Annotated in this window: 17 protein-coding genes; 10 read left to right on the top strand and 7 right to left on the bottom strand. The window is 67.5% G+C overall.

Going from position 1 to position 21017, the window contains the following annotated elements:
• Positions 1 to 98 precede the first annotated feature (98 nt).
• From CXG43_RS18855 to CXG43_RS18835, 5 genes are all read left to right on the top strand, one after another.
• On the top strand, positions 99 to 1682 hold the full coding sequence (locus CXG43_RS18855) for a family 43 glycosylhydrolase (protein ID WP_101101731.1): 1584 nt from the start codon (positions 99 to 101) through the stop codon (positions 1680 to 1682).
• A 39-nt stretch (positions 1683 to 1721) separates the two neighbouring features.
• Entirely contained in the window at positions 1722 to 2783 is a 1062-nt protein-coding gene (locus tag CXG43_RS18850) for a LacI family DNA-binding transcriptional regulator (RefSeq protein ID WP_101101729.1), read from the top strand.
• 135 nt (positions 2784 to 2918) lie between these two features.
• Positions 2919 to 3767 (top strand): 5-dehydro-4-deoxy-D-glucuronate isomerase, encoded by an 849-nt coding sequence (gene kduI, locus CXG43_RS18845; RefSeq protein WP_042612109.1) that lies wholly within the window; start codon positions 2919 to 2921, stop codon positions 3765 to 3767.
• Between the two features lie 83 nt (positions 3768 to 3850).
• Positions 3851 to 4606: a 2-dehydro-3-deoxy-D-gluconate 5-dehydrogenase KduD gene (gene kduD, locus CXG43_RS18840; protein WP_042612108.1), complete on the top strand. Its 756-nt coding sequence runs from the start codon at positions 3851 to 3853 to the stop codon at positions 4604 to 4606.
• 143 nt (positions 4607 to 4749) lie between these two features.
• Positions 4750 to 5853, top strand: a complete 1104-nt coding sequence (locus CXG43_RS18835) for a GDSL-type esterase/lipase family protein (protein WP_101101727.1) — start codon at positions 4750 to 4752, stop codon at positions 5851 to 5853.
• 63 nt (positions 5854 to 5916) lie between these two features.
• Here the strand turns inward: CXG43_RS18835 and CXG43_RS18830 are convergent, their stop codons facing one another.
• Both CXG43_RS18830 and phhA read right to left on the bottom strand, forming a co-directional pair.
• A complete protein-coding gene (locus CXG43_RS18830) occupies positions 5917 to 6699 on the bottom strand; it encodes a hypothetical protein (protein ID WP_157825711.1) in 783 nt (260 codons plus the stop codon).
• Between the two features lie 149 nt (positions 6700 to 6848).
• Positions 6849 to 7742: a phenylalanine 4-monooxygenase gene (phhA, locus tag CXG43_RS18825; RefSeq protein ID WP_101101723.1), complete on the bottom strand. Its 894-nt coding sequence runs from the start codon at positions 7740 to 7742 to the stop codon at positions 6849 to 6851.
• Positions 7743 to 7866: 124 nt separating this feature from the next.
• Here phhA and CXG43_RS18820 point away from each other — a divergent pair, with 124 nt between their 5' ends.
• Both CXG43_RS18820 and CXG43_RS18815 read left to right on the top strand, forming a co-directional pair.
• Positions 7867 to 8352: an Lrp/AsnC family transcriptional regulator gene (locus tag CXG43_RS18820; protein ID WP_042612106.1), complete on the top strand. Its 486-nt coding sequence runs from the start codon at positions 7867 to 7869 to the stop codon at positions 8350 to 8352.
• Positions 8353 to 8447: 95 nt separating this feature from the next.
• Entirely contained in the window at positions 8448 to 10475 is a 2028-nt protein-coding gene (locus tag CXG43_RS18815; protein ID WP_101101721.1) for a hypothetical protein, read from the top strand.
• Positions 10476 to 10802: 327 nt separating this feature from the next.
• Here CXG43_RS18815 and CXG43_RS18810 read toward each other — a convergent pair whose 3' ends face one another.
• Positions 10803 to 11792 (bottom strand): patatin-like phospholipase family protein, encoded by a 990-nt coding sequence (locus CXG43_RS18810; RefSeq protein WP_101101719.1) that lies wholly within the window; start codon positions 11790 to 11792, stop codon positions 10803 to 10805.
• 467 nt (positions 11793 to 12259) lie between these two features.
• A complete protein-coding gene (locus CXG43_RS18805; protein ID WP_101101717.1) occupies positions 12260 to 13285 on the bottom strand; it encodes a TIGR00266 family protein in 1026 nt (341 codons plus the stop codon).
• A gap of 157 nt (positions 13286 to 13442) precedes the next feature.
• Here CXG43_RS18805 and CXG43_RS18800 point away from each other — a divergent pair, with 157 nt between their 5' ends.
• Positions 13443 to 15710 carry a TonB-dependent receptor gene (locus CXG43_RS18800; protein WP_101101715.1) on the top strand — a complete coding sequence of 756 codons (2268 nt, stop codon included), beginning with the start codon at positions 13443 to 13445 and terminating at the stop codon, positions 15708 to 15710.
• A gap of 88 nt (positions 15711 to 15798) precedes the next feature.
• On the opposite strand, the gene CXG43_RS18795 is transcribed toward CXG43_RS18800, so the two are convergent.
• Complete coding sequence (locus CXG43_RS18795) at positions 15799 to 16692, bottom strand: phosphatase PAP2 family protein (RefSeq protein ID WP_232767885.1); 894 nt, start codon at positions 16690 to 16692, stop codon at positions 15799 to 15801.
• A gap of 207 nt (positions 16693 to 16899) precedes the next feature.
• Entirely contained in the window at positions 16900 to 17739 is an 840-nt protein-coding gene (locus CXG43_RS18790; protein WP_101101711.1) for a phosphatase PAP2 family protein, read from the bottom strand.
• Between the two features lie 232 nt (positions 17740 to 17971).
• On the opposite strand from CXG43_RS18790, the gene CXG43_RS18785 reads away from it, so the two are divergent.
• Together CXG43_RS18785 and CXG43_RS18780 are read left to right on the top strand one after the other, a co-directional pair.
• Positions 17972 to 18844 carry a hypothetical protein gene (locus CXG43_RS18785; protein WP_101101709.1) on the top strand — a complete coding sequence of 291 codons (873 nt, stop codon included), beginning with the start codon at positions 17972 to 17974 and terminating at the stop codon, positions 18842 to 18844.
• An 11-nt stretch (positions 18845 to 18855) separates the two neighbouring features.
• Entirely contained in the window at positions 18856 to 20061 is a 1206-nt protein-coding gene (locus CXG43_RS18780) for a DUF4785 domain-containing protein (RefSeq protein WP_101101707.1), read from the top strand.
• Positions 20062 to 20127: 66 nt separating this feature from the next.
• On the opposite strand, the gene CXG43_RS18775 is transcribed toward CXG43_RS18780, so the two are convergent.
• On the bottom strand, positions 20128 to 20976 hold the full coding sequence (locus CXG43_RS18775; RefSeq protein ID WP_317450744.1) for an ATP-binding cassette domain-containing protein: 849 nt from the start codon (positions 20974 to 20976) through the stop codon (positions 20128 to 20130).
• Positions 20977 to 21017 lie beyond the last annotated feature (41 nt).

Genomic DNA, 21017 nt, shown 5'->3' with positions numbered 1-21017 from the left:
TCACCCACCGCGGTCGCGTGCCGTCCCCACCGCGGTCGCGGGCCGTCACCCAACGCGGTCGCGGGTCGTCCTACATATGTTTCCTGGGAGGGAAAACGATGCAGTTCAAGCACACTCTGAAGATCCTGCTGGCCGGTGGCCTGCTGCTGGCCAGCTCGGCCGTGGCCGAACCGGCAACCGCCACGAACTGGAAACGTGGCATCGAGAATCAGCGCCAGGCCGACCTCGGCAACGGCACCTTCCTCAATCCGGTGTTCGCCGGTGACCGCCCGGATCCGTCGGTGCTGAAGGATGGCGAGGATTACTACCTCACCCTGTCCTCCTTCGATGCGTATCCCGGCCTGCCGCTGTGGCATTCGCGCGACCTGGTCAACTGGCAGCCGCTGGGCCATGCGATCACCCGGAACGTCGGCGCGATCTGGGCCCCGGACATCATCAAGCACGAAGGCCGCTACTACATCTATTTCCCCGCGCGCACCGGTGAAACACGGAGCAACTTCGTGGTCTGGGCCGATGACATCAAGGGCCCGTGGAGCGAACCGATCGACATCGGCCTGGAGAAGTACATCGATCCGGGCCACGCCGTCGGTGAGGACGGCAAGCGCTATCTGTTCCTGAGTGGCGGTGATTACGTGCAGCTGGCCGACGACGGCCTGAGCGTGGTCGGTACCCCCAAGCACGTCTACGACGGCTGGAAGTATCCGGAAAGCTGGGACGTGGAGGCATACGCGCAGGAAGGCCCGAAGATCAACTTCCGCGACGGCTGGTATTACATGACCACCGCGGTGGGCGGTACCGCCGGCCCGCCGACCGGGCACATGGTCATTGTTGCCCGTTCGCGTTCCATCCACGGTCCGTGGGTGAACGACCCGAACAATCCGATCATGCGCACGCAGTCAGCCGCCGAGCCGTGGTGGTCACGCGGCCACGCCACCGTGGTGGAAGGCACCGACGACCGCTGGTGGATGATCTATCACGGCTATGAGAACGGCTATTGGACGCTGGGTCGGCAGGCGTTGCTGGAGCCGATCGAGTGGACCGCCGACGGCTGGTATGTCGCCAAGGGCGGCGACCTAGGCCAGCCGCTGCGCAAGCCGTCGGGCGAGTCGGTGGGACAGCACGGCATGGCCCTGTCCGACCCCTTCACCGGCAGCAAGCTCGGCCCGCAATGGTCGTTCTTCAACCCCGCGCAGGATGAATACAAGCGGCTGGGCTTCAGCGGCAACGGCCTGGTGCTGCAGGGCAAGGGCGAAACCCCGCGTGACAGCTCGCCGCTCACCGCCATCGCCGGCGACAAGGCCTACCAGTTCGAGGTCGAGATGGATGTCGCCCCCGGCGCGGTCGGCGGTGCCCTGCTGTACTACAGTGACCGCCTGTACGTGGGCGTCGGCAGCAACGGCGAGAAGTTCATCATGCACCGCTATGGTGAGGAGCGCCCTACCCGGCTGGCGCCCAGCAGCACCGGCGGCAAGCTGTGGCTGCGGGTCACCAACAACCGGCATATCGTCACCATCCACTCCAGCACCGACGGCCGCACCTGGGAGAAGTACCCGGTTCAGATGGAAGTGTCCGGTTACCATCACAATGTGGCGGGCAAGTTCCTGGCCCTGAAGCCGGCGCTGTACGCGGCCGGCGACGGCGCGGTCACCTTCCGCAACTTCCGCTACCGCGCGCTCGACTGAGCGCGCGGCTAGAATCCCCCGACCCCTCGAGTCGAAGACATGTCAGTGCGCAACAGCAACGATGCCGCCAAGCCGGCAGTGATGAAAGGCAAGGCGGCAACGATCAACGACATCGCGCGGCTGTCGGGGGTCTCGAAGAAAACGGTTTCAAGAATCATCAACAACTCCCCGCTGGTGCGCAAGGACACGCGCGAGAAGGTGGAAACGCTGATGCGCGAGGTCGGCTACACGCCCGACCCGTTGGCGCGTGGGCTGGCCTTCCGGCGCTCGTTCCTGATCGGGATGGTGTACGACAACCCGACCGCGCAGTACATCGTGGACATGCAGTACGGCGCACTGGATGCGCTGCGCGGTTCCAGCTTCGAACTGGTGGTGCATCCCTGCGACAGCCGCAGCCCCGGCTATATCGAGGGTGTCTGCCGCTTCGTGCAGCAGCAGAAGCTGCACGGGGTGATCCTGGTGCCGCGTGCATCCGAAGACCAGGCGCTGGCCGATGCCCTGGAAGAGATCGGCTGCCGTTTCACCCGCATCGCCTCGCTGCCGCTGGATGAAACCTCGCAGATGGTGGTCACCCATGATCGCGATGGCGCCGCCGAGGCGGCCGATTACCTGCTCTCGCTCGGCCACCGCGATATCGCGCTGGTGACCGGCCCGAGTGCCTATCGCTCGGCCCACGAACGCACCTCCGGCTTCATCGAGGCGCTGGCCAAGCGCGGCATCGAGCTGCCCAAGGACCGCATCGTCGAAGCCGGCTACACCTTCGAATCCGGCGTGGCTGCTGCGGAAAAGCTGCTGCTGGGCAAGAAGCGCCCGACCGCCATCTTCACCGGCAACGACGAAATGGCCGCCGGCATCTACAAGGTCGCGCTGCGCGCCGGCATCAACATCCCGCGCGAACTGTCGATCATCGGCTACGACGACAGCCCGCTGGCCTCGCGCCTGTGGCCGTCGCTGACCTCGGTGCGGCGGCACACGCGCGATACCGGACGCACCGCTGCGGCGATGCTGATCCAGCCCGATGGCCAGCCGGCGATGCAGATCGCCAGCGTGCGCCCGCACCTGATCGTGCGCGATTCCTGCCAGCCGCCGCAGGACGAATAAACCGTAAACCCCCGCCCCGTATGGAAGAAAAGGCACCTTGCGGTGCAAAATGACACCGGTGTCCAAGGCCGTTAGAATGGCCGCCACACCGCGCCGGCGCCGAGTCATCGGCCCGTCCCCTGCTCTGGAGAAGCCATGTACTGCAAGACCCATTACGCCACCCATCCCGATGCCATCAAGGGCGCCAGCAATGACGACCTGCGCGACCTGTACCTGCTCGATGGCCTGTTCAACGCCGATGCGGTGACCCTGAAGTACACCCACTACGAGCGCTTCGTGCTCGGCGGTGCAGCGCCGGTCAACGGCCCGGTTTCGCTGCCCAAGCAGACCGAACCGGCTTCGGCCGCCGGCCATGCGTTCCTGGAGCGTCGCGAGCTGGGCGTGATCAACGTCGGCAGCGGCAGCGGCACCATCACCGTCGATGGCACCACCTTCAAGCTGGGCCCGAAGGACGGTCTGTACGTGGCCATGGGCAGCGAAGACGTAGTGTTCGCCTCCGACGATGCCGCCAACCCGGCGCAGTTCTACCTGGCCTCGACCCCGGCGCACGCGCGCTTCGAGACCAAGGCGCTGTCGATCAAGGACGCGGTGGCACTGGACCGTGGCGCGCTGGAAACCAGCAACGAGCGCACCATCTACCAGTACATCGTGCCGGCCACCTGCCAGTCCTCGCAGCTGCTGCTGGGCCTGACCGTGTTGAAGCCGGGCAGCGTCTGGAACACCATGCCGCCGCACCTGCACGACCGCCGCAGCGAAGTGTATTTCTACTTCGACCTGGGCCAGAACGATCGCGTGTACCACTTCATGGGCGAGCCGGAAGCGCAGCGCCACATCGTCATCCAGAACAACGAAGCAGTGGTGTCGCCGCCGTGGTCGATCCACATGGGCGCCGGCACCAGCAACTACGCCTTCATCTGGGCGATGGGTGGCGAGAACCTGGATTACACCGACATGCACGTGCTGGACATCTGCCAGCTCAAGTAAGCCTCAGTTCCGCCGCCGGCATCCGCGCCGGCGGCGGTCCGTCCATCGTGCGGCGAGCGCACGTATCCAAAAGGAATGCATCAATGGCTAATCCGTTCAGTCTGGAAGGCAAGGTCGCGCTGGTCACCGGTGGCAACACCGGCCTGGGGCAGGGTATCGCCGTGGCATTGGCTGCCGCAGGCGCCGACGTAGCCGTGGCCGGCATCGCCCCGCCGACCGATACCGTGGCGAAGATCACCGCGCTGGGCCGCCGCTGCCTGGCCATCGAAGCGAACCTGATCAGCATCGAGCCGGTCGAGCGCGTGGTGCGCGAAACCATCGAAGGCCTCGGTGGGCTGGACATCCTGGTCAACAACGCCGGGCTCATCCGTCGCGCCGACGCGGTCGACTTCACCGAGCAGGACTGGGACGACGTGATGAACGTCAACATCAAGTCCGCGTTCTTCATCTCGCAGGCGGCCGGCCGGCATTTCATCGCCCAGGGCCACGGCAAGATCATCAACATCGCCTCGATGCTGTCCTTCCAGGGCGGCGTGCGCGTGCCGTCCTATACCGCCAGCAAGAGCGGCATCGCCGGCATCACCCGCCTGCTGGCCAACGAATGGGCCGGCAAGGGCATCAACGTCAATGCGATCGCACCGGGCTACATGGCGACCGACAACACCGCGGCCCTGCGCGCCGATGCAGACCGCAACAAGTCGATCCTGGAACGCATCCCCGCCGCACGCTGGGGCAACCCGGAAGACCTGGCCGGTGCTGCCGTGTTCCTGGCCTCGTCGGCGTCGGACTACGTCAACGGCGCGGTGCTGCCGGTCGACGGTGGCTGGCTGGCGCGGTAACCGGGTAACACGGTGGGTGACGACCCGCCACGGTGGGTGAGACCGACCAAGTTGGGTGACGACCGACCAAGGTGGGTGACGACCGTTGGTCGTCACTCCGGCAATCCGCCGAGCATGGCTCGGCGCTACCAGAGGCCCTGCCGATGCTGCGCCTGACGCTGTTGTTGTTGCTGTCGTTCGCTGCCACCGCACACGCTGCGTCGCAGCGGGTGTTCATTGCCGGCGATTCCACCGCGGCCGAGTATGGGCCGGAGCGGACGCCGCAGGCGGGCTGGGGGCAGATGCTGCAGAGCTACCTGGATCCGGCGCGCATCGAGGTGCGCAACCATGCCAAGGGCGGCCGCAGCACGCGCAGTTTCATCGCCGAAGGACGGCTGGACGCCATTGCCGGCGAGCTGCGCCAGGGCGATGTGCTGCTGATCCAGTTCGGCCACAACGATGCGAAGTTCGAAGACCCCTCGCGCTATACCGATCCGGCCGGCGACTATGCCGCGTTCCTGATGCGCTACGTGCAGTTGGCACGCGACAAGGGTGCCACGCCGGTACTGATCACCCCGGTGGCACGCCTGCTGTATGACTTCGGTTCGCTGCTGGATACGCATGGGGTGTACACCCTGGCGATGAAACAGCTGGCCGCGCGCGAGGACATCGCGCTGATCGACCTCAACGACCGTTCCACGCGCTGGATCCGTGCGCTGGGCGAGCAGGGCGCCAGGCCGTATTTCCTGTTCGTGCCCGAACAGCAGAAGGCTGATGGCACCCATTTCAGCACTGCAGGTGCGAACGCGGTGGCCTGCCTGGTGATGCGTGACTGGGTGGAACTGCAGCCGGCAGTGAAGCCTGCACTGGTGCGTGACATCGACTGTGACGTGAGCGGCGGCGCGGGGCAGGGCAGCGACCCGCAGCGCCCGTCGCAGGTCGTGCACGAAGACGACCTTGCGCGGCCCCAGGCCGGTCCGCATGGCGGCGCGGGTCCGACCACGGCGTATCCGTTCTTCGCCGACGCCGAGGGGCTGCCGTTCGTGCTGCGCAAGCGCGTGCTGCACAAAGGCGCCGGCATCGGCCTGCATCCGCAGCACAAGGACGAGATCTATTACATCGTCAGCGGCGAAGGCTCGTACGTGCTGGATGGAAAGCAGTTTGATGTGCGCGCCGGGCATGCGCTGCTGACCCGCACCGGCAGTCGCCACGCCCTGCAGCAGCGTGGCGAAGAAGACCTTGTGGTGCTGCTGGCCTACCCGCGCTGACGCCACCGACCGATGACCGGTAGCGCCGACCCATGGTCGGCGGGCGCAGCGGAGGCTCGAGCTTCAGGCTGTCCGCGCGACGTGGGTCACCAGATAGCGCTTGACGCGATGCGAGCCCGGTGACATCAACGCGCGGGCATGCAGGGCGATTGCCCCTTCCTGGCCCAGATTGTTCTGATGCAGCGACCAGGTGATCAGCGAGCGCTGCGCCATGTCCAGTTCGTCGACAATCTGGAACGACACCACGCGACGCTCATCGTGGCTGTAAAGCTTGCCCCACTCACTGATGGTGTTGTAGCGGGTTACGTGCCCGAGCACCGGCGCATCCAGGTCCTCGACGGTGGGCTGCAGCTGGCGGATGGTCTGGTTGTCAAAGCGTGCCAGCACCTGGCCGCGGGGACGCATCACCGTCAGCGTCATCTCCGGCGCCTGCGCGATCGGGCGATGCGCTTCCAGCAGGGCGGTTTCCAGTGCGGCAGGCAGCGCACCCATGGTCGGCTCGATGCGCTTCTGCAGCGCCGCAGTGTGTGCTTCGTCGGCGTCGTTGCCGATCGCCTCGTTGAAGGCGTACTTGATGAAATCGTAGGCGACGCCGGTGGCGACCAGCTCACTGAAGCTCATCACCAGCTCGTACACGAAGCTGCCACGCCTGGGCGGCGCAAGAAACACCTCGACCCCGCTGGCGGTATCGCCCTGCGTCCTTACTTCGTCGTTGAGCAACGCATGCAGCGTGATGTTCAGCGAGCGCGCGATGCCGGTCAGTGCCCGCGCGGCATCGTAGGCATCAAGCACATGGCCATCAGCCGATCCGTGCTCGAATTGAAATTTGATTCTCAGCGTTGTCATCCGGCTCCATGGAAACAGCGCCATAAACGACGCAAATGAGTGCCGGACGATTAGATAGATGACATCAGGGCGTTGCTTTCAGAAATCGCGCATATCGGCGGTGCTGTGGCGACCAACGGTCGCCACCCACCAAGCCCCTAAGCCACGCCTCAGACGTCGCCGCCGCTCGCCCAGCCATCCCCGGTGCCGCGCTGGAACACGCGGTCGTCCGCCTGCACCTCGCCGGCCGGAAACTGCGGCTGGTCTGCCAGGCTGGCGTAGATCGGGGTGAAGTCCGGTGCGGTGGCCTGCATCAGCTGCTCGAAACTGTCGATGACGAAGTAGGTCTTCTGGAAGGTATCAATGCGGTAACGCGTGCGCATGATGCGTTCCAGGTCGAAGCCGATCCGGTTGGGTGCAGGCGACTCCAGCGAGTACAGCGACTCGCCCTTGGACGACACGATGCCGGCGCCGTAGATGCGCAGCCCGTCGGCGGTGTTGATCAGGCCGAACTCAACCGTGTACCAGTACAGCCGGGTCAGGTTCTGCAATGCGTCCGGGCCCAGCGCATGGGCCTTCACGCCGCCGCGCCCGTAGGCTTCCATGTAGTCGGCGAACACCGGGTTCATCAGCAGCGGCACGTGCCCGAACAGGTCATGGAACATGTCCGGTTCGGCGATGTAGTCGATCTGGTCGGGCCGCCGGATCCACCACGTGACCGGGAAACGCCGGTTGGCCAGATGGTCGAAGAAATCCAGCTCCGGCAGCAGCCCTTCCACGCCGACCAGGGTCCAGCCGGTGGCCGCCGCCAGGGCCTCGTTGAGCTGGTCGAAGCGCGGGATCATGTCCGCGCTCATGCCCATGGCGTCCTGCGCATCCAGGAACTCCTGGCAGGCGCGACCGTTGAGCAGGTCGCGCTGGCGCTTGAACAGCGTGCTCCAGGTTGCGTGGTCGTCGGCGCTGTAGCTGTCCCACGGCTGTTCCACCACGGCGGTGGTATAGACCGGCACATAGCCCTTGTCGGTCTGCTGGTGCTCGACGCGGCGGGGAGTGGTCTGGTCCATGGGATGGCTCCTTGCGGGTGTCTGTCGATGCTAGGGCAGGGATCGCGCAACAGGGTTGCAAAGTTGCGCGTTGATCGCGTCCTGGCGCAATATCGTTGCGTCCATCCCGTGTTGCGAGGCAGCAATGGCAGGTGAAGTCCAGTTCGACCGCACGGATCTACGCCTTCTGGCCGAGATCCAGCGGGATGGCCGCGCCACCAACGCCGAACTGGCGACGCGGGTCAACCTGTCTCCCTCGGCCTGCCTGCGCCGCCTGCAGCGGCTGGAAGGCGAGGGCGTCATCGCCGGTTATGGCGCACGGCTGGAGCCCAAGCACATCGGCCTGGGGCTGCAGGCCTTCGTGCGCGTGCAGCTGGAAAAGCATGACCAGGCCGCCATCGCACGTTTCGCCGACAGCGTGGTGGAATGGGATGAAGTGGTGGCCTGCCATGCGCTCACCGGCGACATGGACTACCTGCTGCAGATCTACGTGCGCGACCTGGAGCACTTCTCCAGCTTCCTGCTGGACAAGCTGCTCAATGCCTCCGGGGTGGCTGACGTCAATTCCAGCTTCGTGCTGCGCACGGTGAAACCCTTCCGCGCACTGCCCTTGTCGCAGCTGGGTGGGTGAACCGGTTTGACGGCAGCCATGCGGTAGCCGAGCATCGTCGCCAGCGGTAGCGTCGAACAGGGGCGTTGGCTGCAGCACCTCTTTCGATCATCGACATGCCCGACACCGCGCCCTTCACCGAAACCACCCACTTCCTGCCACTGCGGCGACGGATGCTGGCGCAGCACCTGGGCCGCGGCACGCCGCCGGCGACGCCGCTGGAACAGGCCGGCCTGCTCGCAGCGCAGTTGTGCCGCCTGCACGCCCATCCACGAGCGCACTTGGAACGCCTGCTGCACGATGCGTGCGCGCTGTTCGCCGCTGACGACGGCAGCGCGGTCGCCGCCCAGCTGTCCGGGAAAGGCGGTGAAGGGCAGCCGGCGCTGGATGCGTGGCTGGCCGAGCTGGCCATGCACGGCGTGCTGCTGGCACCGGACGAAGCCGTTGAGCGCTTCGTCGCCGCCTCGCCTAATGTGTATCCCGGCGCGGACTTCCAGGCCGCCTGCCAGGTCACCCTGGCCGAGCACACGATCCGTTACCCGGCCACCGCCGCGCCCGAGGACGAGGGCGAAGCGGTCGATCCCGAATCGGATCCGGACGAGGAGGCGCCGCATGCCACCGGGGCCGGGGCCATCGAGCGCAACGGGCTGTTCACCAGCGAACAGGCGCGCGTGCTGCGCGCCATCGCCGCCAACCCGGATGAACTGATCGACCTGGACGCCTACGCCGGCACCGGGAAAAGCCATCTGGTGCTGGCGTTGATGGACGCCCGGCCGGGCCGCTATACCTACATCGCGCCCTCGCGCGGCCAGGTCGAAGCCTTCCGCCCGCGGCTGCCGGCCGATTCCGGCACGCGGCTGCTGACCCAGATCGAACTGGCCAACCTGATGGTGCAGCAGGCCGCACGCAGTGGCCGCGGCAACGGCTTCGTGCCGACCTACCGGCTGAGCACGATCCCGGCCTGGGAGATCACCCGCCGGATCGGCCTGCAGGGCATCGGCCAGCGCGTACCCGAGCAGGTGCTGATGACGGCCCTGGAAGGCATCAACCGCTGGTGCGCATCGGCATCGCCGACGCTGCAGGCCGCGCATTTCGACCGTTCGCTGCCATGGGCGATGCTCGACGCGGCGCCCTACGTGGCCGCTGCCGAGCACGTCTGGCGCTGCATGTTCGATGCCGGCGTGCAGAAGGGCGGCTGCCTCAGCCTCAATACCGGCCACCTCGGCAAATGGCTGGAGCTGCAGGGCGTGGCGCCGCCGGTCGGGTTGGGCATGCTGCTGGTGGATGAGGCACATGAACTGAGTCCGGCCTGGAAGCAGGTGTTGGCCCGGCATGCGCCCGGCGTGGTCAGCCTGGGCGATCCGCACCAGCGGCTGGTAGGGCGCGCATCGCGCTGGTCGAGCTCCAAGGTGCTGGAAATGAGCCAATCGGTGCGCCAGGGAAGCCAGGTGGATGGCTTGGTCAACCAGTCACTGGCGCTGGATGACATCGGTGCCTCCAGCGAACGTTTCATGGGCGCCAGCGACCGCGCCACCGGTGTGCGCCGCTATGCCACGTGGTCGCAGGTGCCGCAGTCCGGGGCACGCCTGTACGGCAGCCTGTGGCGGCTGCTGCAGGAAACCCACCAGCTGCTCGCGCAGGGCGCGCGCGTGCACGTGCATCCGGCTTCGCTGCGCCTGCTGCAGAAAGAAGCGCAGGCGCCGATCGATGCCTGGCGGAGCGTGCGGCGGGGCGAGTCGAGCCGGCGCTGGGAGGCCTTCGTGGAAGCCTGCGGGCAGCGCGGCCAGGGCGATATCCCGGCGCTGTTTTCCGGTGGATTCGATTCAACCGCGCTGGAGCAGCTGCTGGCGGCGCTGGTGCCCGTGCAGGAGGCAGGCATCACGCTGTGCCTGGCCCAGCATGCCAAGAACCTGCAGTTCGACCGGGTGGCGATGTCGGCGTGCTGCTTCATCACCGGCTACGAGACGCGCCAGGCGCACAGCCCGGTGCGCGCGGCCTACCTGGCACTGACCCGTGGCAGCCAACAGCTGTGGCTGCCGGGCGATGCGATGGAACAGCTGCAGCTGAGCGCGCAGCGCCATGCGGAAAGCCTGGAAACCCGGCGCATGGAAAAGCGCCGCGCCGCCGGGCATGTGAAGCGCTGAAGCGGTAGCGCCGAGCCATGCTCGGCGAGCGCAGCGGCAAGAGCGCAACAGCAGGACGGCCAGCGGCCGTCACTGCCGAGGGTCGCGGGTGCCCGGTAGCGCCGAGCCATGCTCGGCGAGCGCAGCGGCAAGAGAGCAACGGCGTGACGACCAACGGTCGTCACTGCCGAGGGTGGCGGGTGCCCGGTAGCGCCGAGCCATGCTCGGCGAGCGCAGCGGCAAGAGAGCAACGGCGTGACGACCAACGGTCGTCACCCACCGGCAACGGTCGTCACCCATCAGGGCAGGGGCAACAGCAGGACGGCCAGCGGTCGTCACTACCGAGGGTCAGCAGTCGGCCTTGCGTCCCATCAGCCGGCCCACGCGCGAGGGCTCATCGCACTTCGGCTTGGGCGGCGGCGGCAGCAGGGCGGCGGCGCGCGCGCGCTGGATCTGCTCGATCTTCGCGCGGATCTGCGGCATGGCGGCCATCGCGGCCTTCTCGCCTTCCAGGATGGCCTTGCCGCGCTGGCTGAAATCAGACGCGCCGATATCCAGCACGCGCGGTCGGATGATGATGTCTGCGCGCGCCAGTTCCTGTTCGCCCAGGCGCTGGCCCATGATCGCGATGGACTGGTTGACGATGCCCAGCATGCCGGTCGGCGTGCGGCCGCTGGCCTTGCTGGAGATATCCACGGCGACGACGAACTCGGCGCCAAGCTGGCGCGCCGCGTCCACCGGCACCGGGCTGACCACGCCGCCATCCACGAAGTTGTTCTGGCCGATCTTCACCGGTTCGAACACGCCCGGAATGCTGCTGGACGCACGTACCGCCTGGCCGACGTTGCCGCGCACGAACACCGCGCGCTCACCGGTTTCCAGGTTGGTGGCGACGGCGGCGAAGGGCTTCTTCAGCCGTTCCGCCGGCTTGTTGCCGACCTGTTGGTTGACGTAGTCCTGCAGCTTCTGGCCCTGCACCAGTCCACCGGAGAACAGGCGCACGTCGCGGATGCTGGCTTCGTCCAGTGCCACCGCCTTGGTCTGCATCTCGAAGGCATCCATGCCGCTGGCGTACAGCGCACCGACCACGCTGCCGGCACTGGTGCCGGACACCACCACCGGTTCGAAGCCGTTGGCTTCCAGCATCTTGATCACGCCGATATGGGCAAAGCCCTTGGCCGCGCCGCCGCCGAGGGCGATGCCGATCTTCACCGGCTTGGCGGGCTGCACCACGGTGGGCGCCGGTGGCGGAGTGGGGCGGGCATTCTCGCCACCACAACCGGCCAGCAGGCCGAGCAGGGCAACGGACAGCATCACACGGGTGCGGGACAGGCTCATCGGCAAGGAAACGCAGCAGGAAAGGGCGCCAGCATAGCCGGTAGTGACGGCCGCTGGCCGTCAATCGTGGTGGGTGACGACCGCAGGTGCCTGGTAGCGCCGAGCCACGCTCGGCGAGCGCAGCGGCAAGAGAGCAACAGCGTGACGACCAATGGTCGTCACCCACCGGAGCAGGGGCCACAGCAGGACGGCCAGCGGCCGTCACTACCGAAGGTCGCAGGTGCCCGGTAGCGCCGAGCCACGCTCGGCGAGCGCAGCGGCAAGAGAGCAACAGCGTGACGACCAACGGTCGTCACCCACCGGAGCAGGGGCCACAGCAGGACGGCCAGCGGCCATCACTACCCAGGGTCGCAGGTGCCCGGTAGCGCCGAGCCACGCTCGGCGAGCGCAGCGGCAAGAGAGCAACAGCGTGACGACCAATGGTCGTCACCCACCGGGCGGAGGGGCGGCAGCGGGCCGCGTTCCCCTCAGAAGCGGTTGTCGCCGTCCAGCATCCGGCCCAGGCCGCCCAGTACCGAGCCCTCGCCACGGTTCTGGCCACCGCCCTGCGGCGCGGCCATCCACATCCGGCCAGCCAGCCGCGAGAACGGCAGCGACTGCAGCCAGACCTTGCCGGGGCCGGTCAGGGTGGCCAGGAACACGCCTTCGCCACCGAATACCATGCTCTTGATGCCGGCAACCCGGCGCACGTCCATGTCCACGCTGGCGTGGTAGGCCACCACGCAGCCGGTATCCACGTCCAGCCGCTCACCGGCCGCCAGCTCGCGTTCGACCACGCAGCCGCCGGCATGGATGAAAACCCAACCGTCGCCTTCCAGTTTCTGCATGATGAAGCCCTCGCCACCGAACAGGCCGGTCATGATCTTGCGCTGGAACTGCACGCCGATCTGCACCCCGCGCGCGCCGGCCAGGAAGCTGTCCTTCTGGCAGATCAGGCGCCCGCCGTGCTCGTCCAGCTTCATCGGCAGCACCGTGCCGGGGTAGGGCGCGGCGAAGGCGACCTTGGCCTTGCCGTGGCCGGTGTGCGTGTACAGCGTGGCGAACAGGCTTTCGCCGGTCAGCACGCGCTTGCCGGCCGACATCAGCTTGTCCATGAAACCGCCGCCCTGGCCGCTGTGCGAGCCGTCGCCGAACACGGTATCCATCTGCACCGCCGAATCCTTGAACATCAGTGCGCCGGCTTCGGCGATCGCACTCTCGCCCGGGTCCAGTTCGATCTCCACGAACTGCATTTCATGGCCGACGATGCGGAAATCGATGTCGTCCGCGCGCTGGCCACGCGCGCCGTGGCCCGGTACCGGCGGCGGCGCGCTGGACATCCCGGAGGCCTCGCTGCGCAGCTCCGGGACTTCGTCGATCGCCATCCAGCCGCTCATGCCCTGGCACCAGGCCAGCGCGCGCGGATTGGCCTGGGCGAAGCGGCGTGCGGCCTGCTCATCGAAGGGGCCGACGCGGTCGGCCTGGCCGGGGACATGGAAGTACCACTGGTTCATCGCTGCGATTCCAAGGGGTGCGGAAACGACGAGTCTAGCGGCCTGGCCAGCGCCCCGGCGACGGCCATGAACGCGCGGCATTTGCGGCCAGCGTGTTGTATTGCAACAATTATCTGGTAGCGCCGTTCCACCACCCCTCCCAACACAGCCTACCGCCATGTCCCCGAACCGTTCCGTCCACGACCGCCGACCGGTCGTGCGTCCGCTCGTTCTCGCTCTCTCCGCCCTGCTGCCGCTGTCCGCAGTTGCCCAGCAAGCTCCGGCCAGCAAGGATCCGGTCGCGCTCGATGCGCTCACCGTGACCGCCCAGCGCCGCGTCGAGAACGCCAAGGACGTGCCGGTGGCGATCACCGCGATCCAGGGGGAGAAGCTTGATGTCCTCGGTTCGGCCGGTGACGACATCCGCTTCCTGGCCGGCCGCGTGCCCAGCCTGAACATCGAATCATCCTACGGCCGTGCCTTCCCGCGCTTCTACATCCGCGGCCTGGGCAACACCGACTTCGACCTCAACGCGTCCCAGCCGGTGTCGCTGGTATACGACGATGTGGTGCAGGAAAGCCCGCTGCTGAAGGGCTTCCCGCTGTTCGACCTGGCCGGCGTGGAAGTGCTGCGCGGGCCGCAGGGCACGCTGTTCGGCCGCAACACCCCGGCCGGCGTGGTCAAGTTCGATTCGGCGCGTCCGTCGCAGGACGCTGACGGTTACGTCAGGGTCGCCTACGGCAGCTATGACACCTGGAACGTGCAGGGCGCTTACGGCGGCCCGCTGACCAGCCGCTGGTCGGCCCGCGTATCGGCCCTTTACCAGCGCCGCGACGACTGGGTCACCAACACCCGCAGCGACGCACCGGCGCAGGGCTTCGAAGGCTATGACGAAGGCGCCGCACGCGTGCAGTTCCTGTACGAAGGCGACGGTTTCGAAGGCCTGTTCAACCTGCACAAGCGCAAGCTCAACGGCACCGCGCGCCTGTTCCGCGCCAACATCATCCAGCCGGGCAGCAACAAGCTGGTGGAAAACTTCGATCGTGATGAAGTGGCCACCGACGGGCAGAACTTCTCCGACCTGGAAACCTGGGGCGGCAGCGCGCGCCTGAAGTGGGACCTGGGCCGGGTCACCCTGCACTCGATCACCGGCTATGAAACCGCCGAATCGCTCAACCACGGCGACATCGACGGCGGCTACGGCGCGGCCTTCCTGGGCGCCGGCAACTACGGCCCGGGCTTCATTCCGTTCCCGTCCGAGTCGGCCGATGGCCTGCCGAGCCACCGCCAGTGGACGCAGGAATTCCGCGTCGAATCCAACGAATGGGGCCGCTTCGACTGGCAGGCCGGCGTGTTCTACTTCGATGAAGACGTCACCATCGACAGCTTCAACTACGACTCGCTGACCCCGGGCAATCCGCAGAGCGGCCATGCCGTGCAGCAGCAGCGCAACAAGGCGTGGGCGGCGTTCGCCTCCGGTGACTTCGACGTGACCGAGCGCTTCAAGCTGCGTGCCGGCGTGCGCTACACCCAGGACAAGAAGGACTTCACCGCCAGCGTGCTGCAGGCTGTCGCCGGCGGTACCCCGGTCAGCGGTCCGTACGTGGCCAACAGCGATGTCGACGACGTCAGCTGGGACCTGAGCGGTGTCTACGCGCTGACCGACAACGTCAACGCCTACGCGCGCGTGGCCAAGGGCTTCCGGGCGCCGTCCATCCAGGGCCGGCTGGCCTTTGGTGGGGTCACCCAGGCCGATTCGGAGAAGGTGATTTCCTACGAGGCCGGCATCAAGGCCGACCTGTTCGACCGCCGTGCGCGCCTGGGCTTCAGCGTGTTCCGCTATGACGTGGACGGCCAGCAGCTGATCGCCGTGGGCGGCACCAACAACACCGCGACCCTGCTCAACGCCGACAAGACGATCGGCCAGGGCTTCGAGCTCGACTTCGAAACCTACCTGACCGACAACGTGCTGCTGACCCTGGGCAGCAGCTACAACGACACCGAGATCAAGGACCCCAGCCTGGCGGTGGCGATCTGCGGCGGTGGCTGCACCATCACCGATCCGACCACGGTGATCAACGGTGGCACCTACGCGCTGGTGAATGGCAATTCGTTGCCGCAGGCGCCGAAGTGGATCCACAACCTGACCCTGCGTGCCGGTTTCCCGGTCACCGATGCCAGCGAGTTCTACGTCTACACCGACTGGGCATACAAGAGCGAAGTCAATTTCTTCCTGTACGAATCGCCGGAGTTCCGTAGCCGCAGCTCGCTTGAAGGCGGCCTGCGCCTGGGCTACAACTGGGATTACGGCCAGTACGACGTGGCCGTTTTCGGTCGCAACCTGACCGACCAGGTGCGGGTGGTCGGGGCGATCGACTTCAACAACCTGACCGGCTTCCTCAACGAGCCGCGTACCTTCGGCGTGGAGTTCACCGCGAAGTTCTGACCGACCGGAGAACCGGGTGGCGGCCCACGGTCGCCATCCGACTGATGGGCATCCACGGCGCGGATTCTTCCGCGCCGTTTTTCGTTCTTTACAGCGCGCTTTGCGGGCGCACCCTCAGCACCGCTTCCTCGGCCACACAGTCGCGGCTGGAACGCTGCCCGGACGCGCGCGCGGCTGCGATTTCGCGTTTTGCGGCGAGCAGGTCGGCCTGGAACTCCGGATTCTCGTGCAGCCGCGAAACCAGTGCGGCGCCGAGGAACCGTGCCTGCACGATATCGCTGTGCCAATGCATGTTGCAGACCAGGCGACTTTCAGCGTAACTGCGACCGCGCGCGAAGATCGCATCGGCCCGCTGCGGCGCCACCTCGGCAAGGATGAGCGCCCAGGCCCACCCGGCGATGCCGTGGCTGGACGGATACGAGCCGGTTTCGCGCTTTTTGTCCTCCTCTTCCGGTGTGCAGGTCGGCTTTGCGTTGACCACGTACGGCCGCGGACGCAGATACTGGTTCTTGGCCGCACGCGCGGCGGCGCTGGCGTCGCGACGGCTGCGCTGCAGCAGGCTGAGCACGGTCGGGGTACGCGCGGCGTCCACGTCGATCCCCAGTGTGCAGCTGAACTGGTTGGCGCCCGGCTGCACAGGGCCTTTAGGGAATGAATCGTCGGCATCCCGGCTGGCCTGGGCAAACCGCTCGGTCCCGCGCAGCGCGAGCGCCTCATCGCTGACCTGCGCGTCCAGGGCTGCGGTCACCGTGCCTGCGGCAGGCGGCGTGGGGAGCAGCGCGATACTGTCCGGCACCTGCATGTCGAGAAGGTAGCCAGTGACATTGGCAGCCACCGGTGAGGCGGCCGCGATCAGCGACGAGGCGGCCAACGCAAAGGGTCTGGTCCGCGCGATGACGGCTGTCTGGTGGCGTGTCATGGATGGAGGTTCCGCATGCGATGGAAGCGACAGCGTTGCACGGCGGTGCACGAGCGCCGGCACGCTGTCGCCAGTTGCAGTCAGCAACGTGGCGCAGGGCGTCACTGCCCTGCGCGGGTGGACCGCAGCGGTCGGCAGCGGTCCGCAAGGCCATGGCGTGCAGCCGATTGCCTGACACGATGGCGGGATCGCGGCCCGACGCACCTCGGCAACCTGCCGGCGTCGGCAGCGTCATCGCGCGCGATGAACCCTGCCGGATTTGTCGACGAACTACAGCGCGCTTTGCGGGCGCACCTTCAGCACCGCTTCCTCGGCCACACAGTCGCGGCTGGAATGCTGCCCGGACCTGCGCGCGGCTTCGATTTCCTTGCGCGCAGCGAGCAGGTCGCGCTGGAAAGCCGGATTGTCCTGCAACCGTGCCACGGCAGCGGCGCCCATGAAGCGGCCTTCCAGGATGTCGCTCTGCCAGTGCACGTTGCACACCAGGCGGCTTTCACCGTAGTTGCGTCCGCGCGCGATGATGGCATCGGCCCGGTCCGGCGCGATTTGCGACAGCAGCAGCGCCCACGCCCAGCCGATCGAGGTATGGCCGGAGGGATAGGAGCCGTTGCCGCGCAGGCCGGCTTCGTCTTCCGGAGTACAGGTCGCCTCGCCGTTGACCATGAACGGGCGCGGGCGCTGGTGGTGTTTCTTCGCAGTGCGGGTGGCGGCACTGGCATCGATGCGGCTGCGTTCCAGCAGGCGGTACAGCGCCGGCGTGCGTTGCGCGTCCACGTCCAGGCCGATGGCGCAGGAGAACTGGTTGGCCCCTTCAGGGAAGCCCAGTTCGGCGTCGTGCGTGGCCTGGGTGAAGCGCGGCGTGCCGCGCAGTGCCCGTGCCTCGCGGCTGACCTGTTCGTCCAGCGCCAAGCCGGCCGAGCCGGCCGCCGGCGGTGCAGGCACCAGCGCCAGGCTGGCCGGCACCGATGCCGCGTCCAGGTAGCCGACCGCCTTGGTGGTGACGTTGGCTTCAACGGCGGTCGGCCTGCTTGCGGTTGACGTGCACCCCGCCAGGGACAGGGCGACGGCAAGGCCGGGCAGGGTGCGGCCAAGGTGGGCGATCACGGACATGGGCAGGCTCGGGGCAGGGGCTCGCCGGCAATGATCGCAGCCCCGCCCGCCCTGCGCAGCGCCCATCGCGCATACGGCCAGAACCGGCATGGCCCTCTGCTCGGGACAAAACCGCTGCCGAGTGTCGGAAATGTCTTGATACCCGGGGCAGCGCACGGACGTCTCCCCACGATCGCGCCGAGCATGAGGCCATCCAGGGGTCCGCAGGACCCGCAGATCAGGGAAACATGCAATGCACAGCACCGCACTACGAAGCACCGCACTGGCCCTGCTGGTGGGCCTGCAACCCGCGCAGGCGGCCGATGGCCTCGGCGTAGCCTTCGTGCACGGCACCGGCGCGCACACCAACGCCCTCCGGGACTACTGGCAGCCAGCCATCATCGACAGTGTCCGCCAGGGCCTGCCGGACAGGCGCAATTACGTCGTCATCAACTGCGACTTCAACCAGTACATGTGGAAGCCCAAAGCCGCCGGCTGCCTGGCCGGGCAGCTGTCCGGCTTCATCGAAAGCCGCGGCATCACCCGGCTGGTGGTCATCACCCACTCCAACGGTGGCAACGTCGTGCGCTGGATCCTGTCCAACCCGACCTACGACCGCCGCTATCCGAAGATCATCCAGACGCTGCAGAAGGTCACCGCGCTGGCACCGTCTTCGGCCGGCACGCCGTTGGCCGACGCAGTGATCAACGGCAGCACCTTCGAAACCCTGCTGGGCTGGCTGCTGGGGTTGAGGAACGATGCGGTGCGCCAGCAACAGGTCGGCCACATGGCCACCTACAACGCGCAGAACCTGTATGGCACCGGCGGTCGCCCGGCACTGCCCACGCCGTTCCGCGTGGTGGTCGGCAGCGATGTCGACTCGGCGCCTACGGACGCGGACAGCTACTGCGGAGGCTATGCCGCCAACCTCGGCCTGGAGTTCACCCGGAACTGGCTTTCTTCGTGTTCGGACGGTTTCCTCGATTGCAGCAGCCAGAAGGCGGCCGGCACCGTGTGGTTCACCGACACGGCGCGCACGCACGGCGCCGAACCGCTCAGCCACAACCAGAGCCGCCGCGCGTGTTTCGGCCTGGGCACGCTCCTGCGCAACGACCTGACCCAGTGACGGAGACCCTCATGACGATGCATTCCACCCTCCTGGCCGTTGCCGCGCTGGCGATCCTGTCCACCGCGACCACAGGGGCTGCACAACCGCTGCGCGCCGCCGCGGCGGGCGACCAGATACCGGCCACCCTGGTCGCCGCGCCGTTGCCCAACGACGATGAAAGCGAGCAGGTACCGCTGGCGTTCGCCTGGGCGCTGGACCCGGCGCAGCCGCTGCATGCGCCCGCGCCCCATGCGGCCATCAGCCGGAGTTACTGGCAGCAGGTCGATGCAGCCGAACTGCAGCGCGGCCTGGCGTTGCCGCTGACCGCGCCGGACGCGGTGATCCAGCTCAGCCCGGCGCCGGGCGCCCGCGCGCTGTCGGCGGGCTCATTGCAGCTGCGCGATCCGGCCGGGCGAAGCAGCGGGGCCCGCAGCGTCGATGCACGTGTGTTGCACGATGCCGGCATGCCGGTTGGCTATGGCACGCGCATGCTGCGGACCGGTGCAGCCAGCACGGCCGGGATCTACCGCCTGCACAGTCGCCAGGCACGGGGCCGCTACGTGGTGCAGGTGCTGGAACCGAACAGCCCACTGTGGCTGGAAGTCCAGGCCAGCCACTGGCGGGTGCTGGCCGGCGGCAGCATGCAGCTGCAGGCGCGCCTGCGCGAAGACGGCGCCAGCAGCCTGCAGGCGGGCACGCCCCGAAGCGGTTTCGGCGGTCATGCGCTGCTGGTCGCACCGGATGGCCGCAGCTGGCCGCAGCAGTTGCGGCCCATTCCCGATGGCAGCCTGCGCGCGCAGGTGCGTATTCCCGCCGACGTGGGCAACACGCAGGGTCTGTGGGAGCTGCAGGTGTTCGCACAGGCCGACGGCGTGCTGCGTGATGGCACGGTCGCCTTCGCTGTTGCGCTGCCGACGGCGCGTCTCAGCGGCCAGGCCACGGCCGATCCCGCCAGCCGCCGGGTCAGCGTGTCATTGCAGGTGGCAGCGGCGGGGCGTTACGAAGCACGCGGCACCCTGTACGCCAGCGCCGCCGATGGGCAGCTGAAACCCGTCGCGCAGGCCCATGCCGCCGCCTGGTTCGAGGGTCCCGGGCAGGGGACGCTGATACTGCCGTTCGACCAGGCTGCGTTGCCGGCGGGATTTGGCCCGCCGTATGAACTGCGCGATCTGCAACTGCAGGACCAGAGCCGGATGGCACCGATCGAGTCGCGCGCTGCCGCGCTGCGGTTCTGATCCGGGAGCGGTGGGCCGGGGCAGCCGGCCCGCCCCTGTGGTGCCCATTGCGACGGCCCTGCGGAACTATCCCGCGTACGCGGCCAGCCGTCCGTGCTGCTCCACCACGGAGATCGGGCCGCCGAACGCGGCCGACAGGGGCGCATCGCACAGCAGTTCGGCACGCGTGCCATCGGCCAGTACACGGCCGTCGCGCAGCAGCACCACGCGTTCGATTTCGGGAATGATCTCTTCCACGTGGTGGGTGACCAGCACCAGCGTGATGCCCTGCCGCGCCAGTGACTGCATGGTATCGACCAGCTGCTGCCGGGCCACCAGGTCCAGCCCGGTGGATGGCTCGTCCAGCAACAGCGCGTGCGGGCGGTTGACCAGTGCCCGGGCGATCAACACGCGCCGTGTCTCTCCGGCCGACAGCTCTGCATAGCTGCGACCGTGCAGCGCCAGCGCGCCGGTCATCGCCAGGGTCTGGCGCGTGCGCTCGCGCATGTCCTGGGTGATCTCGCGGAAGGCAGGCAGCACGTAGCTGGCGAAGAATCCGGTCAGTACCGCCTGTTCCACGGTCAGTCCCGGCATGTCGGCGAGCGTGCTGCTGAGGTCGCCGGTGACGATGCCCAGCTGCGAGCGCAGCCGGTCGACCTGCCAGCGGTTCTGGCCCAGCACTTTCACCGGCACGTGGCCATCGGCATGTGCCAGCGGATACAGCTCGCGGGTGATCAGCTTGATGAAGGTGGATTTGCCGCAGCCGTTGGGTCCGAGCAGCGCGGTGTGCTGGCCCTGTGCAATCCGCAGGCTGAGGCCGTGCAGCACCTTGACCTGACCGCGCATCACGCTGGCGCGATCCAGTTCTATCAGCGGCGGGAGGGTGCCGGCATCGGCTGCGGGCGGTACGACGGCGGCTGGATTCAGGCTGGACAACGCAGGTTCCCGGCTGGAAGGTGCGCGCCGTGGCGGCGCAG

Source organism: Stenotrophomonas sp. Bg11-02, from assembly GCF_002836635.1.
Lineage (GTDB): Bacteria > Pseudomonadota > Gammaproteobacteria > Xanthomonadales > Xanthomonadaceae > Stenotrophomonas > Stenotrophomonas lacuserhaii.
The sequence above is the reverse complement of the archived record's forward strand: the minus strand, read 5'-3'. Positions and strand labels throughout refer to the sequence as shown.

What these genes read in the sequence shown, in the direction of transcription:
- CXG43_RS18835 (WP_101101727.1), top strand. Translation starts at nt 4,750, where the DNA reads ATGCTGCGCCTGACGCTGTTGTTGTTGCTGTCGTTCGCTGCCACCGCA.
- CXG43_RS18820 (WP_042612106.1), top strand. Translation starts at nt 7,867, where the DNA reads ATGGCAGGTGAAGTCCAGTTCGACCGCACGGATCTACGCCTTCTGGCC.
- kduI (WP_042612109.1), top strand. Translation starts at nt 2,919, where the DNA reads ATGTACTGCAAGACCCATTACGCCACCCATCCCGATGCCATCAAGGGC.
- phhA (WP_101101723.1), bottom strand. Translation starts at nt 7,742, where the DNA reads ATGGACCAGACCACTCCCCGCCGCGTCGAGCACCAGCAGACCGACAAG.
- CXG43_RS18850 (WP_101101729.1), top strand. Translation starts at nt 1,722, where the DNA reads ATGTCAGTGCGCAACAGCAACGATGCCGCCAAGCCGGCAGTGATGAAA.
- CXG43_RS18790 (WP_101101711.1), bottom strand. Translation starts at nt 17,739, where the DNA reads ATGTCCGTGATCGCCCACCTTGGCCGCACCCTGCCCGGCCTTGCCGTC.
- CXG43_RS18800 (WP_101101715.1), top strand. Translation starts at nt 13,443, where the DNA reads ATGTCCCCGAACCGTTCCGTCCACGACCGCCGACCGGTCGTGCGTCCG.
- CXG43_RS18785 (WP_101101709.1), top strand. Translation starts at nt 17,972, where the DNA reads ATGCACAGCACCGCACTACGAAGCACCGCACTGGCCCTGCTGGTGGGC.
- CXG43_RS18815 (WP_101101721.1), top strand. Translation starts at nt 8,448, where the DNA reads ATGCCCGACACCGCGCCCTTCACCGAAACCACCCACTTCCTGCCACTG.
- CXG43_RS18810 (WP_101101719.1), bottom strand. Translation starts at nt 11,792, where the DNA reads ATGAGCCTGTCCCGCACCCGTGTGATGCTGTCCGTTGCCCTGCTCGGC.
- CXG43_RS18855 (WP_101101731.1), top strand. Translation starts at nt 99, where the DNA reads ATGCAGTTCAAGCACACTCTGAAGATCCTGCTGGCCGGTGGCCTGCTG.
- CXG43_RS18830 (WP_157825711.1), bottom strand. Translation starts at nt 6,699, where the DNA reads ATGACAACGCTGAGAATCAAATTTCAATTCGAGCACGGATCGGCTGAT.
- kduD (WP_042612108.1), top strand. Translation starts at nt 3,851, where the DNA reads ATGGCTAATCCGTTCAGTCTGGAAGGCAAGGTCGCGCTGGTCACCGGT.
- CXG43_RS18780 (WP_101101707.1), top strand. Translation starts at nt 18,856, where the DNA reads ATGACGATGCATTCCACCCTCCTGGCCGTTGCCGCGCTGGCGATCCTG.
- CXG43_RS18805 (WP_101101717.1), bottom strand. Translation starts at nt 13,285, where the DNA reads ATGAACCAGTGGTACTTCCATGTCCCCGGCCAGGCCGACCGCGTCGGC.